This window comes from Actinomyces naeslundii, assembly GCF_001956585.1.
In the GTDB taxonomy this organism is placed as follows: domain Bacteria; phylum Actinomycetota; class Actinomycetes; order Actinomycetales; family Actinomycetaceae; genus Actinomyces; species Actinomyces naeslundii.
Map to the genome: position 1 here is coordinate 9,690 of NZ_MSRR01000041.1, position 15,642 is coordinate 25,331.

Consider the following 15,642-nt stretch of genomic DNA (forward strand, 5'->3'; position numbering starts at 1 on the left):
CGGCCACGATCGTGGCCGGTGGACGCACCCGGGCCAGATCCTCGGCCCCCAGGCGCAGGGGATCCTCGGCCAGGAGCACCAGATCGGCCTGAGAACCCACCGCCACCGGTCCGGCCCCGTTGACGCTGGCCGCCAGGGCCTCCTCGGCTGTGAGCCGCTGGTCCGATGACCACACCGAGCCGTCCGGCGTCTCGCGCCCCACCGCTGCCGCCATCGCCAGCCACGGGTCCAGCGGCGCCACCGGCGCGTCCGAGCCCAGCTGCAGCAGAGCCCCGCCGGCCACCATGTCCGCGAACGCGTAGGTGCGCCCCTCCAGGCCCGGCCACACCCGGCCCACGGCCGTCCAGTCATCAATGAGGTGGGCCGGTTGAACCGACAGCTCGACGCCGCACCCCACGAGGCGTCTGAGGGCCCCGTTGGGTTCATCGAGGGCGTCGGCGGGCAGCAGCTGGGCGTGCTCCAGGCGCCCGGCGGCTCCGGAGAGCGCGAAGGCGGCGGCGACGTCGTCGACGGCCGCGTCCCCGATGGCGTGGATGGCCATCTCATAGCCCTGCCGGCCGGCCCGAGCCATGAGGTCGGTGAGCTCGGCCCGGTCGATATTGACCACGCCGCAGGCGTGCTCTAGGCCCAGCTCGGCCGGGTACGGCTCGCACATGTGCGCGCTGCCCGAGCCCATCGACCCGTCGGCGATCACCTTGAGCGGTCCCTGAACCAGCACCGGGGAGCCATCGGGCAGGTGTGGTGAGCCCGCCAGCTCGGTCCCGGTGCGCAGTCCCCTGGCGATCCAGTGCTCCAGCTTGTCGCGGTAGACCGCGACCCGGATACGGGGCAGCACCTCAGGAAGGACACCCTGGGTCTCCATGGCCTGCAGACGTCGCGGCCAGTCGTCGGGATCCTCCGACCAGCTCATGTCGACCACGCCGGTGACGCCCCGGGCCAGCATGTCGGCCAGGACCTGCTGGTAGCCGGACTCTCGCAGCTCGCGCGTCCCCGGGACCTCATCGAGCCGGTCCAGCAGGGCGAACCACGGATCCTCCTTCAGCGGAGCCCCCGGTTCCTGGGCGCTGGCCTGCGGCAGACCGAAGATGCGCAGCGCCGCCGAGTTCAGCCACCCGGAGTGCACGTCCCCGGAGATGAGCAGCGTGGGGATGTCACCGGTGACGGCATCGAGCTCGGCCACGGTGGGGAGACGGGGCCAGTTGGACAGGCGGTGCCCGAAGCCCTGGATCGTGGCGGGTTGCGAACCCGCCGGCAGGTCCCGCAGCGACCGGGCCACCAGCTCCAGGGCCTCCTCGGCGCTGCGCGTGGCCAGCGTGTCGATGCGAGCCGAGCGCGCCGCCTCCATATCCAGGTGGGCGTGGGCGTCCCACAGGCCGGGGATGAGGAAGGAACCATCGGCCTGAAGCACTGGCGCTCCAGGAGCATGGAGGCCCCGCCCCACCTCGACGACGCGACCACCCGTCACACGCACGTCAACGGGCTCACCCGGGCAGGGCGGCGCATCCAGTGAGCCCGGGCCCCGACCGCAGCCTCGGAGTCCACCCAGCTCGGTGCGGGAACGGAAGGGGACGATACGAACGTCCCTGATGATCAGGTCTGCGGACGGTTGATCAGCCATGGGCAACTCTAGGCACATCCGTCCTGACCACGGGCGGTATCCGGGGCATTCCGCCCCGGTATGACCCGCCGCCCCGGCAACCTGCTCAGCCGATGCCGACGATGGGGGCCGGCAGCGGCGAGCCGGAGCCGTCGCGCCGCTCATCGGCATCCGGCAGCGGGACCGGCTTGCCCCCATCGCGCAGCGCCCGCGCCGGGGCCACGCCCACCCAGGCGGCCACGAGCTCGTCCTCACCGCGCAGGAAGCGGTGGGAGCGAACCCCGCCCGTGGCCCGTCCCTTGGCCGGGTAGCGGTCCAACGGGGTCACCTTGACACTGCCGCCGCCGGTGCCCGGCAGCGAGCTCTCGGACCCCGCCACCGTCACCACCACGGCCTCGGCCAGAAGATCCTCGGGAACCGCCGCACCGGCGATCACCCGGGCGCCCTCGCGCAGCGAGATCCCCGCCATGCCGCCGGCGCCCCGGCCCTGCGGGCGCACCTTGGCGGCCGGGAACCGCAGCAGCTGGGCGTCAGAGGTCACCATGGCCAGGAAGTCCGTGTCGGCCGCCGTGCCGGCGAAGACCACCCGGTCGTCGTCGGACAGGGAGATGACCTCCCAGCTCTCGGCGTTCCTCGGCTCATCGCCGGGCTTGACCCGCTTGATGACGCCCTCGGCCGTGGCCAGGACGATCGGTGCGTGCTCGGCCGAGCCCACCGGGACCAGCCCCACCACCTTCTCCTCCGGCTCGATGTCCACCAGCTGGCGAACCGGAGTCGCCCCGGCAAGCCCCGGAGCGCCATCGGTGCGGGGCACCTCCGAGGTGGAGACGACGTCGAGCAGCACCAGACGTCCGGTGTCGGTGACCGCGCCGATCCGCCCACGCGCCGTGGTGGACACCTGGGAGGTCAGGGCGTCATGGGGCTGGCGCACACCGGTGCGGGCGACCGGTTCGGCGTCGGGGGTGCGTGCCACCAGGCCAGTGGCGGAGAGCATCACCCGGCACGGGTCGTCGGGGACGGTGAGCGGAACCGGGGACGCGCTCGGCATGAGCGTCATCGGCTGAGCGGACGTGCCGGCCCGCTTCGCGCCTCCGCCTGAGGCGGCGGAGGCCTCGTCCGGAGTCGCTGCGCCGGCGGCCGACGAGGTCACGCGCTCACCGGAGGCCTCCATCAGCACCGTTCGCCGCGGGGTGCCGAACTGCTCGGCCACGGCCACCAGCTCGCGGGAGACCACCCGTCGCAGCAGGACGTCATCGGCCAGGATCGCCTCCAGGGCCTCGATCTCCCGGGCCAGCTCATCGCGCTCCTTCTCCAGCTCGATCACCGAGAACTTCGTGAGCCGGCGCAGCTGGAGCTCGAGGATGTAGCTGGCCTGCGGCTCGGTGAGGTCGAAGACCTGCATGAGCCGCGTGCGCGCCGTGGCGGCGTCGTCGGAGGAGCGGATGACGGCGATGACCTCGTCGATGTCGAGGATGGCGATGAGCAGCCCGTCCACCAGGTGTGCGCGCTCACGGCGCTTGCCCAGGCGGAACCGGGTGCGCCGGGTGACCACCGTGAGACGGTGGCGCACGAACACCTCCAACAGCTCGCGCAGGCCCAGGGTGTGGGGCTGGCCGTCCACGAGGGAGACGTTGTTGATGCCGAAGGAATCCTCCAGCGGTGTGTGCTTGTAGAGCTGGGCCAGGACGGCCTCGGGGTTGTAGCCGTTCTTGACGCTGATGACCAGGCGCGTGCCGTGCCTGCGGTCGGTGAGGTCGGCGACGTCGGTGATGCCCTGGAGCTTCTTGGAGCCGACCGCCTCCTTGATCCGGGCGATGATCTTCTCCGGTCCGACCATGTAGGGCAGCTCTGTGACCACGATGCCCTTGCGGCGCGGGGAGACCGACTCCACGTGGGCGGTGGCGCGCGTGAGGAACTTGCCGCGCCCCGTGCGGTAGGCCTCCCGGATCCCGTCCAGTCCCACGATCATGCCGCCGGCGGGCAGGTCCGGCCCCGGCACGAAGGCCATGAGCTCCTCCAGGCTCGCCTCGGGGTGGGTCAGGAGGTGCCGGGCGGCCGCCACGACCTCCACGAGGTTGTGCGGCGGCATGTTGGTGGCCATACCCACCGCGATACCGGCCGCGCCGTTGACCAGCAGGTTCGGGAAGGCCGCGGGCAGGACCTCGGGCTCGGTGAGCGTGTAGTCGTAGTTGGGGGCGAAGTCGACCGTGTCCTCGTCCAGATCCGCCGTCAGCGCCAGCGCCGGCTCGGCCAGGCGTGCCTCGGTGTAGCGGGGGGCCGCCGGTCCGTCATCCAGGGAGCCGAAGTTACCGTGCCCGTCAATGAGCGGCAGACGCATCGTGAAGGGCTGGGCCAGACGCACCAGCGCCTCGTAGATCGCGGTGTCGCCGTGTGGGTGGAGTCGGCCCATGACGTCGCCCACGACCCGGGAGGACTTCACGTGCGGGCGGTCGGGGCGCAGCCCCATGCGGTCCATCTGGAACAGGATGCGGCGCTGAACCGGCTTGAGCCCGTCGCGGGCGTCCGGCAGGGCGCGCGCGTAGATGACGGAGTATGCGTACTCCAGGAAGCTGGTGCGCATCTCCGTGGACAGGTCAAGGTCGACGATCTCCCCGTCGGTCGGGGGAGGAGCCTGGGTGGAGGCGGACTTCGGCATGGGCGCATTCTCCGAGGAATCGAGCCGAAAACAAACCACGACACCCGGGCGTGACAGGTCAGACGCACCCGTCCAGCGTGATCGGTCCGGTCCGGGACCGGGGCTACCGGCGCTCGACGACGATGGCACAATGACGACCATGACGACCCACTCACGCCAGAACTCGGCCGCCAGCCCGGCCCCTGGCTCGGCCACCTCTAAGGCGCCGCAGGACGCGGCCGTCGATCTGGCGCAGCAGGTGGAGCTCGCCGGCTACTACCCCGAGCTGGTGCTCGACACCCTCCGACTGGCCGCGGGGGAGGAGGAGATCGTCTCCGGCATGGTCCAGGCCGAGACCACCTTCGCCGAGGCCGTCCACCGGCACCTGACCGTCCTGTCCCTGACCTCCACCCGCCTCATCATCGTCCACGTCGACGACGCCCCCCGTGACGACGGCAGCCCCGGCGCCCTGGCCACCAGCGAGGCCGTTCCGCTCAGCCGTATCCGCTCGATGGCCCTGACCCGGGGCGTGTCCGAACCCGCCCAGGGCGGCGGCACCCTGACCGAGATGACGATCGCGGTCTCCTGGGGCTCCGTGCGCCGTATCGACATGGAACCGGCCTCCTGCGGTGACCCCGACTGCCAGGCCGACCACGGCATGACCGGTGTCTCCGTGCCTGACGACGTCGTCATCCGCGTGGCTGCGGGTGTCGAGGGCGCTGCCGCGCTCGCCCGTGCTGAGACCTTCGCCAGCCGGCTCTCGCAGATGACGGCCCGCGCCGCCTCCGTGTGACGGGACCGGCGATGAGGTCTCAGACTGCCGCCGAGGAGCCCTCACCGGCTCCCATCGTGGACTGCCCGCAGGACCCGGCTCTGCGCTACCTCCTGACGGTCGGCGCCGTCAGCGCCGGGCTGACTCTGCGCGATACCGAGATCGACGGCGACTCAGCTGTCACCGACGCCCGGGCCCGTCGCGTCGCCCGCACCTGGGGGATCGAAACGGCCGGCGGCACCGGGACCGTCGTCGTCCTCGTGGACGGGCTGGGCCTGGAGATGCTCCGCCAGCGCCGCGGACACACCCCCACCCTGCGCAGATGGCTGGCTCAGCAGGACAACGGCGACAGCAATGACGGCGCCGGGATCCTCACCTGCCGCCCCTCGACGACGGCCGCGGCCCTGACCATGCTGGGAACCTCCGCCCTGCCTGGCACCACCGGCATGGTCGGCTACTCGGTGCTCAAGCCCTGCCTGGGGCCCACCCTTCCCGCCTCAACGGTCCCCAGCCCCGACCAGGTCCTCAGCCTCATCACCTGGAAGGGTGACGACGCTCCCAGCCCTCGGGCATGGCAGGACGTTCCCACGATCTTCGAGCGCCTTCCCGCAGGGAGCGCGGTGAGCATCGGACCAGCCCGCTTCGCCGGCTCCGGCCTGACCGAGGCGGCCCTGCGGGGTGCCTCGCACCTGGGAGCGGATCGTCTGGAGGATCGGCCCGGTCTGGCCGCCGGCGCACTGCGCCGCGGCACGCCCCTGGTGTACCTATACGTCGGTGAGCTGGACAAGACCGGCCACAAGCACGGCTGGCTCAGTGAGCAGTGGCTGGCACAGCTCGAGCGCCTCGATTCCGCCATGACCGAGCTGGTCCGCCGCGTCCCGGCCGGCACCAGGATCATCCTGAGTGCCGATCACGGCATGGTCGACACCGACGCCGACCACCGCATCGACCTGAGCGCCCACGGCGAGCTCGCCCGCGACGTCGTCGCCGTGGCCGGGGAGCCCCGCCTGACCCACCTGCACGTCGCAGACGGCGACACGGACCTGGCCGCTGAGGTGGCCCGCCGCTACCGCGACGTGCTGGGGGACCGGGCGGAGTGGATCGGTACCCGGGAGCAGGCCGCTGAGCACCTGGGGCCCCTCGGAGCGCGGGCGCGAGGCGTCGTCGGGGACGTCGTTGTGGCCATGGCCGGAACCTGGGTGCTTGTGGACCCTCGGGTCCACTCCGAGTCCGCCATCGCCATGCCCGGCGTCCACGGCTCCTTCACACCGGCCGAGACTCAGGTGCCCCTGCTCGTCACCGAGGCCTGACGGGGCCAGGGCGACCCACCGCACCAGTGTCTCAGAAGCCACGAGGCAACACTGGGGCCTGACGAGGACAGGAGCCCTGAGAGGGCTGGCGCCGCGACCTGGTTTCCTGGCTACTCGGGCCTGGCACCGAAGACGATCTCGTCCCAGGAGGGGACGGAGCGACGCGAGCGGCGGCGGGACTTCTTCTTGGCCGGAACCGTGCTGGGCATGTCGGGCAGCGTCTCCTGGGTGCCCGCGCCTGAGGCAGCTGATGGCCGGGGCGAGGCCTTGGCCAGAACCTCGGAGCGTGAGGGCATGGGGATCTCCGGCACCGGCTCGGTGGGACTGTCCGCACCCACCGGCGCCTGACGCCCCACCGGTACCCGGTCCACAGCGGGACTCGGGGCTGACGGAGCCGCCGAAGGGGCGCTGGAGGCCGTCACCAGCCTGGTCCCGGCGGGGTGGTTGCCGGTGTGCAGGCGCCGGCGCTCAGACATCGAGTAGACCTGGGCGCTCAGACCCGTAGCCTGCCCCGTGGACTTGTCGGCCGCCTGGCTGTGAACCTCGGTGTGGGCCTGGGCGCGGCGCTCCTCGATCCCCCTGGCCGGGGGCGAGGGGACCTCAGGGCTGTCCGGGCTGCTGGTGTAGTCGATACCGTGAGGGTCGGTGAAGGTGTCCTCATCACCGTGACTCTCGCCGGCAAAACCGCTCAGGTCGTCGTCATGGGGCATCCCGACCTCGACGCGCCGGCCTCGGCTGGAGGCCAGGTCGGCCAGCAGGGCATCGGTGTCATCCGCAGACATGGCGCCGTTGGTGGGGCGGGCGTACTCCCGTACCGGCAGCATCCCGGCGGGCATCTCGACAGCCAGGCCCGAGGTCTCGCCGGAGGCGGCGGCCGGAGCGGAGACGGCCGACAGCGCGCCGGTGCCGGGTGAGCCCACGGAGGCGGGGGAGGCCCCCGACTGGGCCGACGGCGTGCCGGCCGAGGCCCCAGGAGCCTTCGAGTCCTGGTCGAAGACCGCTGGACGGTGAGTGCCCACGCCGGCCTCCGTGAGCCAACGCGCCTCATCATCCAGAGCGTGAACCGCCCGGGCCGTCAGATCCAGCGACCAGCGGGCCTGCTTCTCCTCAGCGGACTGCACGAAGGTGACCATGATGAGCCAGGGGTCGCGGCCCTCGCGCAACGCGTCCCACTCCAGGCTTGAGGGGTTGACACCGCGGGTGGCCAGGCGGTCCACCACCAGCTCGCCGAGCAGAGGAGAGTCCTTCTCCCATCCGATACGGCAGGACTGGGCCTGCGAGACGGCCCACTGGCGCTCGGCGAGTACCGGTCCCTCGAAACGGCGCACGTGCTCCACGTCCATGCCCGTGCTGATCGCGACCTCGGCCGCGGTGGCACCGGCGCGCATATACGCCTGGAGCTGGCGGGGGCGCAGAGGCGCTGGCGTCTCCGCAGTCGTTGTCGACGGGGACACGATGGCGCCGCGGTCACGGCGCACCGCGGCCCTGAGGGCGTCGTCGACGACGATGCTGTAGCGCTCGCCGTCCTCGTCTGTCATGACAATCGTGTCACCGTTGGCACCCAGCAGCTCGAGTTCGACCATGGGCGGGGCCTCCTTCATCCCGATGTCAGCACGATTTGCTCCACTGTGCTTCACAGCCTGCCATCCGCAGGCGTCAAGCCGTGGGAGGCGCAGCGGTGTGCCACATGTGAAGCACGTGTGAATACCCTCGTGAATACCCTTGGATCGAACGCACTGCAAGCGAACTGTGCTCTTCCATCGGGCGATTTGGCTTGACGGGACGCCTGTCGGTGCTATTGTGCGCGTGCCTTCTGGGACGAATGCGCAGATCGTTGCCGCGATGCCAGTGTGCGTACGGCGCTCGACTCCCGCCCCGGAGGTGACCTGAGAGCCGTCGACAGAAAGAGTGACGAGGCCATGGCGACCGACTACGACGCCCCGCGCAAGAATGATGACGAGCCCGAGGCCGATTCCATCGAGGAGCTGACCTCGCGGCAGAAGGACCAGTCCTCCGCTGCGATCGAGGAGGATGAGAACGAGGCGGCCGAGGGCTTCGAGCTTCCCGGGGCTGACCTGTCCCGCGAGGAGCTGAGCGTTCACGTCGTACCTCAGCTCGAGGACGAGTTCACCTGCTCGGAGTGCTTCCTCGTTCACCACCGCAGCCAGCTGGCCTTCGTCGACGAGGCGACCGGTCTTCCGGTGTGCGCCGACTGCGCCGGCTGACATCCCACCCGATTCAGGAGACCCCCATGGGACTGTTCTCGCGCCGTCGTGACGACGCATCCACCGATTCCGACGAGTCCATCCTCGCCTCCGACGCTGGGGCCGACGTCGACGATCTCAACGAGTCCGCGGCCTCCGGGCCGTGGGACCTCAGTGAGCTGCCAGAGGATCAGGAGGACGTGCCTCGTATCGATCTGGGCGCCCTGCAGGTCCCGGCCGTAGACGGGATGCAGCTGCGCCTGGAGCAGGGGCCCGACGGCACTATCACCGCCGTCGTCCTCGCGCTGGGCGGCTCGGCGCTCGAGCTGCGGGCCTTCGCCGCGCCGCGCACTGCCGGCATCTGGGACGAGCTGCGCAGTGACATCGCCAATGAGCTCGCCGGGAACGGCGCCCGCTACGAGGAGAGCTACGGGGAGTACGGCACCGAGCTGGTCGCCCACCTGCCCATGCGCGGCCCCGACGGTACGACGACAACCGGCACGATCCGTTTCCTGGGGATCGACGGACCCCGCTGGTTCCTGCGGGGAGTCCTCCAGGGGCACGCCGCCTCCTCCGAGCAGTCGGCCCAGGCGCTGCGGGAGGTACTGCGCGGCATCGTCGTCGTCCGTGACGGCCAGGCCCGCCCGCCCCGCGAGATCCTGCCCATGCACGCGCCCGGAGCCGTGACCGGCCCCGAGGCCGAGGACCTGCCCGGCATCGACCCGCTGGCTCCCGGCCCGACCATCGCCGAAGTGCGTTAGATGAGGGCGTTGCTCGCTCGCCTGAAGCGGCTCGCCAGGCTGCTTCGCACCAGTCGTGAGCACCTGGAGGCCGAGGACGAGGAGCGCTCCGCCAGCCGGCGGGGCACCGATCCGATCGGGTCCCTGGCGTCGCGTCAGCGGGCCCGGGTCTCGGGTGTGCTGCAGGCGGTCACCTACCGCTCGAGCCAGGACAAGCCCATCCTCGTCGGTCAGCTCTATGACGGTACCGGCAGCATCGACCTGGTGTGGTGGGGCCGACGGCGCATCGCCGGCATCAAACCGGGCACCCATCTGATGGTCGAGGGGCGGGTCGCTGACGGCACCTACCGTCTGCAGATCCACAATCCCGCCTACCAGCTGCTGGGGCCGGGGCAGTAGCCACTGCACCGACGCCGGAGAAGGACTTACGAATGAGCAGCCGTTCAGCGAACACCCCTGGTCGCACCGGCCTGGGTGCGATCGACTCCGAGCGCTTCGACGCTATGGCCGCCGTGGGCGGGTGGCGAGGCGTTCTTGAGTCCGTTGTTCCCACCCTCGTCTTCGTCCTGGTCATGGCGGTGCGCCCCACCGCCCTGGCGGCGGCCCTGGCCGCCTCCCTGGTCGTCAGCGCCGTCGGCCTCGTGACCCGCCTGGTGCAGCGCCAGTCGCCGGCCCAGGTCGTGGGCGGGATCGTGCTGGTCCTCGTCTCCGCCCTGTGGGCCTGGCGCAGTGGTGAGGCCTCCAACTTCTACGCCACCGGGCTCATGATCAACGCCGCCTGGCTGGTCGTCTGCCTGGTCTCCCTGCTCATCGGCTGGCCGATCGTGGGCGCCTTCATCACTCTGTGGCACCGGGTCACCGATGAGTCCGGGAAGTCGGACGAGTCCGGGGGATCGAGGGAGTCTGTGCAGGCCGACGACGATCCAGACGCGCGGCCGTCGGCCTGGCGCACCGACCCCGCCCTGCGCAACGTCAGGCGCCGCTATCACGCGGGCACCTGGGTCCTGACGCTGATGTTCGCCCTGCGGCTCGTCGTCGAGGTGCCCCTCTACCTGGCCGGCGAGCATGCCGTGTCCTACCTGGGCGCCGCCCGCCTCATTCTGGGCGTGCCGCTGTACGCCGTGACCCTGTGGTTCATTTGGCTGCTGGTCGCCCCCAGCCGGATCGCACAGGCCCGGGCCGTCGCCGACCAGTAGCCCTCCGGCTCCCAGTCACGTGAAGATCAGGGGCAGCTCCTTCAGGCCGGACTCTCCCTCGCGCGCCGTGAGGAAGATGAGCTCGTCCCCGCGCTCGAAGCGCTCGTCGCGGTCGGGCGTAATGGGCCGGTAGTCGCGCAGGATAGCCGCCAGCACCGTGTGGGGCGGCAGCTCGATGTCGGAGACGAGCTCGCCGATGACCGGTGAGTCCTCCGGCAGGGTCAGCTCATGCATGGAGGCGCCCGACTGGTGGAAGTGGAAGATGCTCACCAGGCTGCCGACGCTGACGGCCTCCTCCACCAGCGCCGTCATGAAGCGCGGGGTGGACACGGCCACGTCCACGCCCCAGGTCTCGTCGAAGAGCCACTCGCTCTTGGGATTGTTGACCCGGGCGACGGTACGGGGCACCCCGTACTCGGTCTTGGCCAGCAGGGAGATGACCAGGTTGGCCTTGTCGTCCCCGGTGGCGGCCACGATGACGTCACAGGTCTCGGCCCCGGCGCGCTCCAGCGCGTCGATGTCACAGGCGTCCGCCAGCTGCCAGTCGGCCTCCGGGACCGAGGCGATACGCATGGCCTCGGCGGAGCGGTCGACGAGCGTGACCTCATGGCCGTGGCTGATGAGCTCACGGGCGATGGAACGGCCCACGGATCCGGCTCCGGCAATCACGATCTGCATGGCTCAGGCCTCCTGCGACGGGGCGTGTGACAGGGCACGGCGCACCTGACCGATGCGGTCGGTACTCACCGCGAGGTGCAGGCGGTCATGCTCCTGGATGACGGTGGCGGCCTCGGGCAGCAGGGCCGTGGCATCGCGTGAGATCCAGGCGACGCGCACCCTCAGGCGGTCCTCGAGCGCCCCGATCGTGGTGCCCACCCACTGGGGTGAGGCGCTGGGCTGGATGAGGGCGATCATGCCCGAGGGGTCCTCGAGCTCGCGGGCGCTGGAGCCGGGCAGGATGCGACGCATCATCTGGTCGGCCGTCTGGCGCACGGTGGCCACTGTGGGGATGCCCAGGCGCTCGTAGACATCGGCCCGGCGGGAGTCGTAGATCCGGGCGACGACGTTGTCCACGCCGAAGCTCTCCCGCGCCACGCGTGCGGCGACGATATTCGAGTTGTCCCCGTTGGACACGGCGACGAAGGCGTAGGCCTCGTCGATGCCGGCCTGCTCCAGGGCGTCGCGGTCGAAGCCGACGCCCTTGACCTTGCGGCCGTTGAAGTCCGAGGGCAGCCGGCGGAAGGAGTCCGAGGAGCGGTCGATGACGGACACCGAGTGCCCCATGCGGTCGAGCTGTACGGCCATGGACGCTCCAACGCGGCCACAGCCCATGATGACGAAGTGCACGAGGAGGACGGTACTCCGTTGTCGGGCCACGGACGTAACATCTGGAGACGTGCGTGACTTCGCAGACCGCATCAAGCGGCTTCTCGTCGGCCGTCCTGTCCCCAGTGGAGCCCTGGGGGAGACGCTCCTTCCCAAGAGGATCGCCCTGCCGGTATTCGCCTCCGACGCCCTGTCCTCCGTGGGCTACGCCCCCGATGAGGTGCTCATCACCCTGGCCGTGGCGGGGGTCGCTGCCACCGCCTTGTCCCCATGGGTCGCCCTGGCCGTCGTCGGCGTTCTCGTGGTCGTCGTGGCCTCCTACCGGCAGACCGTCCACGCCTACCCGTCCGGCGGTGGCGACTACGAGGTGGTCTCGGCCAACCTCGGCTCCCACGCCGGCCTCCTGGTGGCCTCGGCCCTGCTGAGCGACTACGTCCTGACCGTCGCGGTCTCCGTGTCCTCGGGCACCTCCTACCTCGCGGCGGCCCTGCCGGCCCTGGCCCCGTACAAGGTGGAGATCTCCGTCGCCGTCGTCACCGTCCTGGCGGTGCTCAACCTGCGCGGCTCGCGCGAGTCGGGCCGGGCCTTCGCCATTCCCACCTACCTGTACATGGGCGTCATCGGCATCATGGCTGTCGTCGGCCTCATCCAGGAGCTGACCGGGACGCTCGGACAGGCCGAGTCCGCCGGGCTCGACGTCGTGACCCACGCCGGCTGGGAGCAGGGCCTGACCGGCCTGGCCGGAGGCTTCCTGGTCCTGCGGGCCTTCTCCTCGGGCTGCGCGGCCCTGACCGGTGTGGAGGCGATCTCCAACGGCGTCCCCAGCTTCCAGCGCCCCAAGTCCCGCAACGCCGCCACCACGTTGCTGCTCCTGGGCAGCATCGCAGCCCTCATGCTCATGAGCGTCATCCACCTGGCCGGCGCCGTCGGCGTGCGCATGGTGGAGGACCCGGCCCATCAGCTCCTGCGCAACGGCGTCCCGGTCGGAGACACCTACCACCAGGACCCCGCTATCGGACAGATCGCCGCCACCGTCTTCTCCGGCTTCCGGCCGATGTTCTACCTGGTCGCCGCCGTCACCGGGCTCATCCTGGTCCTGGCCGCCAACACCGCCTTCAACGGATTCCCGGTCCTGGCCAGTGTCCTGGCCCGTGACGAGTTCCTTCCCCGTCAGCTCTCCCAGCGCGGCGACCGCCTGGCCTTCTCCAACGGCATCATCGTCCTGTGGCTGGGAGCCGTGGCCTTCCTCATCGGCTTCGAGGCCAACACGACCCGCCTCATCCAGCTCTACATCGTGGGCGTCTTCATCTCCTTCTCCCTCTCCCAGGTGGGCATGGTGCGCCACTGGACGCGTGAGCTCACTATCGCCACCGAGCCCAGGGCCCGCTCGCGCATGCACCGCGCCCGCATCATCAACGCCATCGGGGTGCTGGGCACCGGAACGGTCCTGGTCATCGTCCTGCTCACCAAGCTCACTCGGGGCGCCTGGATCACCCTGACGATCATGGCACTGCTCTACCTGGTGATGAACCGGATCCGCCGCCACTACCGGCGGGTCAGCGAGGAGGTGGCCATCTCCGACCTCCACGACGCCCGCGTCCTACCGGCCCACGTCCACGCCATCGTCCTGGCCTCACGCCTCCACCAGCCGACGCTACGGGCCCTGACCTACGCCCAGTCGACCCACCCGACCGCGCTGGAGGCGCTGACGGTGGACACCGGTGACGGTGGCGCCGAACGTCTCCTGGACGCTTGGGAGGAGGCCGATATCGCAGTGCCGCTGACGGTTCTGGACTCGCCCTACCGAGACATCACCCGCCCGGTCATCAACTACGTGCGCTCGGTGCGCCGAGAGTCCCCCCGGGACCTCGTGGTCGTCTTCCTGCCCGAGTACATCGTGCGCCACTGGTGGGAGCAGATCCTCCACAACCAGACCGCCCTGCGCCTGAAGACCGTCCTGCTGTTCACACCCGGCGTCGTCGTCGCCTCCGTGCCCTGGCAGCTGGGACTGCCCGGCCAGCGGCATTTCCACCATGGCGTGCGCGCTCGCACCGCTGAGGGCATCATCGACGCCGACGTCGCTATGCGCCGTCACGTCGACAGCCACCTCAGTCACCTCAACAGCTCCGGCACCGGTGACGTCGGTGCAGACCACCAGGAGAACCGATGACCCCGCAGCCCGGCCGGCCCGACGATCAGCCCGATCCCAGCCGCGGGCGTCCCCGTGAGCTCACCCTGGCCGTCGGGGCGCCGGCGCACGGCGGGCACTGCGTGGCCCGGCCCGTGGACGACCCGGATGGCCGCGTCATCTTCGTGCGCCACGCCCTGCCCGGTGAGACGGTGCGGGCCCGGCTGACCGAGATGACCTCGCGGACCTGGCGGGCCGACGCCGTCGAGGTCCTCCAGGCCTCCCCAGACCGCGTCGAGTCCGTCTGGCCCGAGGCCGGCCCCGCAGGCGTGGGCGGGGGAGAGCTCGCCCACGTCGCCCTGGACGCCCAGCGCACCTGGAAGCGCTGGGTCCTGGCCGACTGCCTGCGCCGGATCGGCGGGCAGGAGGTGGCCGACGCCGTCGCCTCCCTGCCCGAGGCCTCCGCAGGGGCAGCCGTACCGATCGAGCCCATGCCCACCGATGCCGCTGCCCAGGCCTCCACCAGCGCCCGCAGGCGCGCTCTGGCCGGTACCGCCACCCGTACCCGCGTGAGCCTGACGGTCAACGACGACGGCGAGCCCGGCATGCACGCCTTCCGCTCAGGGACGGTCCTTCCCCTGCGCCGCCTGCCCCTGGCCGTGCCCGCCATCACCGAGATCGGCCTGCTGGAGCGCTCCCGCTGGCGCGCCCACTACCGGCCCGGCATGCGCATCGAGGCCATTGCCCCCAGCGGCGGCGAGCCCGTGGTCCTGCTCGACGACCGGCTTCTGACTGCTCATGCGCGCAGCACCGGGCGGCGCCGCGTCCAGGAGATCGTTGACGCCTCGGCCCTGGGCCTGGGGGAGCTGACCTACTCCGTCCACGCCGGGGGCTTCTGGCAGGTCCATGTCGATGCCCCTAGGGTCCTGGTCGAACGCGTCGTGCGCGCCGCCCTGGGGGAGAACCTCGAACGGGCCGCGGGCAGTCGCGTCCTGGAGCTCTACTCGGGGGCCGGTCTGTTCACTCTGCCGTTGGCCGCCCTCGTGGGCAGCGGCGGACAGGTCCTCTCTCTGGAGGGCAGTGAGCAGGCCGTCCGCGACGCCCGCCGCACCCTGCACGAGCATCCCGGCGCCCGCCTGGCTGCCGGACGTGTGAGCGCCCGCTCGGTGCGCGAGCTCGCCGTCTCCTTCGCCGCAGGCCGCCCCGACGTCGTCGTCCTCGACCCGCCGCGCCAGGGTGCAGGTCGCGAGATCATTGAGGCTGTCGCCGCCCTCGGGGCCGAGCGGATCGTCCTGGTGGCCTGTGACCCGGCGGCCATGGCTAGGGACCTGGGAACCCTTCTGCGGGCCGGCTACGGCCTGGGTGCCATGAGCGCGCTGGACATGTTCCCGCACACTCACCACTTCGAGACGATCGCGGTGCTTGACAGATCCTGAGCCAATCGATGGCAATGGTGATGGGCCCCAGTCCGTGAAGGACTGGGGCCCATCTCATGCTCCGGGAAGGAGCCTAGTCAGCTGACGATCGGTCACGATGCGCGACGACGGACTGCCAGGATCACATATCCCGTCACCAGGAATACGGCCATGGCTGCGATGACTGGCACGGCGTTGGAGCCGGTGCTCGCCAGGTTGCTGCCGCTATTGCTTGGTGGCGTGCTGGCCGAGGTGCCGGGCGTGGGCTCCTCGGTGGGAGTGGGCGTCGGCGTGGGCTCCTCGGTGGGGGTCGGCGTCG

The 15,642-nt window shown here is 70.9% G+C and carries 13 protein-coding genes; 8 read left to right on the forward strand and 5 right to left on the reverse strand.

The genetic code is table 11. From position 1 onward, the window contains the following. Both BKH33_RS13170 and BKH33_RS13175 read right to left on the reverse strand, forming a co-directional pair. The coding region (locus BKH33_RS13170; protein WP_208607108.1) for an amidohydrolase at nucleotides 1-1,618 on the reverse strand (1,618 nt) is incomplete at its 3' end. An 85-nt stretch (nucleotides 1,619-1,703) separates the two neighbouring features. Beyond that, nucleotides 1,704-4,253, reverse strand: a complete 2,550-nt coding sequence (locus tag BKH33_RS13175) for a DNA gyrase/topoisomerase IV subunit A (RefSeq protein WP_003780467.1) — start codon at nucleotides 4,251-4,253, stop codon at nucleotides 1,704-1,706. A gap of 139 nt (nucleotides 4,254-4,392) precedes the next feature. Between BKH33_RS13175 and BKH33_RS13180 the strand changes: the two genes are divergently transcribed. Together BKH33_RS13180 and BKH33_RS13185 are read left to right on the forward strand one after the other, a co-directional pair. Then, entirely contained in the window at nucleotides 4,393-5,025 is a 633-nt protein-coding gene (locus BKH33_RS13180) for a DUF5998 family protein (RefSeq protein ID WP_003780419.1), read from the forward strand. An 11-nt stretch (nucleotides 5,026-5,036) separates the two neighbouring features. Further along, nucleotides 5,037-6,314: an alkaline phosphatase family protein gene (locus BKH33_RS13185; RefSeq protein WP_003780418.1), complete on the forward strand. Its 1,278-nt coding sequence runs from the start codon at nucleotides 5,037-5,039 to the stop codon at nucleotides 6,312-6,314. A gap of 110 nt (nucleotides 6,315-6,424) precedes the next feature. Here the strand turns inward: BKH33_RS13185 and sepH are convergent, their stop codons facing one another. Beyond that, the gene (gene sepH / locus BKH33_RS13190) at nucleotides 6,425-7,897 is read right to left on the reverse strand and encodes a septation protein SepH (protein ID WP_408626631.1); all 1,473 of its coding nucleotides are present in this window, start codon (nucleotides 7,895-7,897) and stop codon (nucleotides 6,425-6,427) included. 336 nt (nucleotides 7,898-8,233) lie between these two features. Here sepH and BKH33_RS13195 point away from each other — a divergent pair, with 336 nt between their 5' ends. The 4 genes from BKH33_RS13195 to BKH33_RS13210 are packed head-to-tail and all read left to right on the forward strand — an operon-like array spanning nucleotide 8,234 to nucleotide 10,454. Further along, on the forward strand, nucleotides 8,234-8,539 hold the full coding sequence (locus BKH33_RS13195) for a DUF4193 domain-containing protein (RefSeq protein ID WP_004565030.1): 306 nt from the start codon (nucleotides 8,234-8,236) through the stop codon (nucleotides 8,537-8,539). Between the two features lie 26 nt (nucleotides 8,540-8,565). Further along, nucleotides 8,566-9,279: a DUF3710 domain-containing protein gene (locus tag BKH33_RS13200; RefSeq protein ID WP_003785570.1), complete on the forward strand. Its 714-nt coding sequence runs from the start codon at nucleotides 8,566-8,568 to the stop codon at nucleotides 9,277-9,279. Next, nucleotides 9,280-9,657 carry an OB-fold nucleic acid binding domain-containing protein gene (locus tag BKH33_RS13205; protein ID WP_043539948.1) on the forward strand — a complete coding sequence of 126 codons (378 nt, stop codon included), beginning with the start codon at nucleotides 9,280-9,282 and terminating at the stop codon, nucleotides 9,655-9,657. A 32-nt stretch (nucleotides 9,658-9,689) separates the two neighbouring features. Then, nucleotides 9,690-10,454 (forward strand): DUF3159 domain-containing protein, encoded by a 765-nt coding sequence (locus BKH33_RS13210; protein ID WP_003785545.1) that lies wholly within the window; start codon nucleotides 9,690-9,692, stop codon nucleotides 10,452-10,454. A 15-nt stretch (nucleotides 10,455-10,469) separates the two neighbouring features. Here BKH33_RS13210 and BKH33_RS13215 read toward each other — a convergent pair whose 3' ends face one another. Together BKH33_RS13215 and BKH33_RS13220 are read right to left on the reverse strand one after the other, a co-directional pair. Then, nucleotides 10,470-11,132, reverse strand: coding sequence for a potassium channel family protein (locus BKH33_RS13215; RefSeq protein ID WP_003785565.1), 663 nt, complete (start codon nucleotides 11,130-11,132; stop codon nucleotides 10,470-10,472). A gap of 3 nt (nucleotides 11,133-11,135) precedes the next feature. After that, nucleotides 11,136-11,759: a potassium channel family protein gene (locus tag BKH33_RS13220; RefSeq protein WP_003785587.1), complete on the reverse strand. Its 624-nt coding sequence runs from the start codon at nucleotides 11,757-11,759 to the stop codon at nucleotides 11,136-11,138. Between the two features lie 91 nt (nucleotides 11,760-11,850). On the opposite strand from BKH33_RS13220, the gene BKH33_RS13225 reads away from it, so the two are divergent. Both BKH33_RS13225 and BKH33_RS13230 read left to right on the forward strand, forming a co-directional pair. Next, nucleotides 11,851-13,950 carry an APC family permease gene (locus BKH33_RS13225; protein ID WP_003785558.1) on the forward strand — a complete coding sequence of 700 codons (2,100 nt, stop codon included), beginning with the start codon at nucleotides 11,851-11,853 and terminating at the stop codon, nucleotides 13,948-13,950. Then, nucleotides 13,947-15,344: a class I SAM-dependent RNA methyltransferase gene (locus tag BKH33_RS13230; protein ID WP_003785561.1), complete on the forward strand. Its 1,398-nt coding sequence runs from the start codon at nucleotides 13,947-13,949 to the stop codon at nucleotides 15,342-15,344. Before BKH33_RS13225 ends, BKH33_RS13230 begins: the two co-directional genes overlap by 4 nt. The last annotated feature ends 298 nt before the right edge of the window (nucleotides 15,345-15,642 follow it).

What these genes read in the sequence shown, in the direction of transcription:
- BKH33_RS13220 (WP_003785587.1), bottom strand. Translation starts at nt 11,759, where the DNA reads ATGGCCGTACAGCTCGACCGCATGGGGCACTCGGTGTCCGTCATCGAC.
- BKH33_RS13180 (WP_003780419.1), top strand. Translation starts at nt 4,393, where the DNA reads ATGACGACCCACTCACGCCAGAACTCGGCCGCCAGCCCGGCCCCTGGC.
- BKH33_RS13200 (WP_003785570.1), top strand. Translation starts at nt 8,566, where the DNA reads ATGGGACTGTTCTCGCGCCGTCGTGACGACGCATCCACCGATTCCGAC.
- BKH33_RS13230 (WP_003785561.1), top strand. Translation starts at nt 13,947, where the DNA reads ATGACCCCGCAGCCCGGCCGGCCCGACGATCAGCCCGATCCCAGCCGC.
- BKH33_RS13215 (WP_003785565.1), bottom strand. Translation starts at nt 11,132, where the DNA reads ATGCAGATCGTGATTGCCGGAGCCGGATCCGTGGGCCGTTCCATCGCC.
- BKH33_RS13205 (WP_043539948.1), top strand. Translation starts at nt 9,280, where the DNA reads ATGAGGGCGTTGCTCGCTCGCCTGAAGCGGCTCGCCAGGCTGCTTCGC.
- BKH33_RS13185 (WP_003780418.1), top strand. Translation starts at nt 5,037, where the DNA reads ATGAGGTCTCAGACTGCCGCCGAGGAGCCCTCACCGGCTCCCATCGTG.
- BKH33_RS13175 (WP_003780467.1), bottom strand. Translation starts at nt 4,253, where the DNA reads ATGCCGAAGTCCGCCTCCACCCAGGCTCCTCCCCCGACCGACGGGGAG.
- BKH33_RS13195 (WP_004565030.1), top strand. Translation starts at nt 8,234, where the DNA reads ATGGCGACCGACTACGACGCCCCGCGCAAGAATGATGACGAGCCCGAG.
- sepH (WP_408626631.1), bottom strand. Translation starts at nt 7,897, where the DNA reads ATGGTCGAACTCGAGCTGCTGGGTGCCAACGGTGACACGATTGTCATG.
- BKH33_RS13210 (WP_003785545.1), top strand. Translation starts at nt 9,690, where the DNA reads ATGAGCAGCCGTTCAGCGAACACCCCTGGTCGCACCGGCCTGGGTGCG.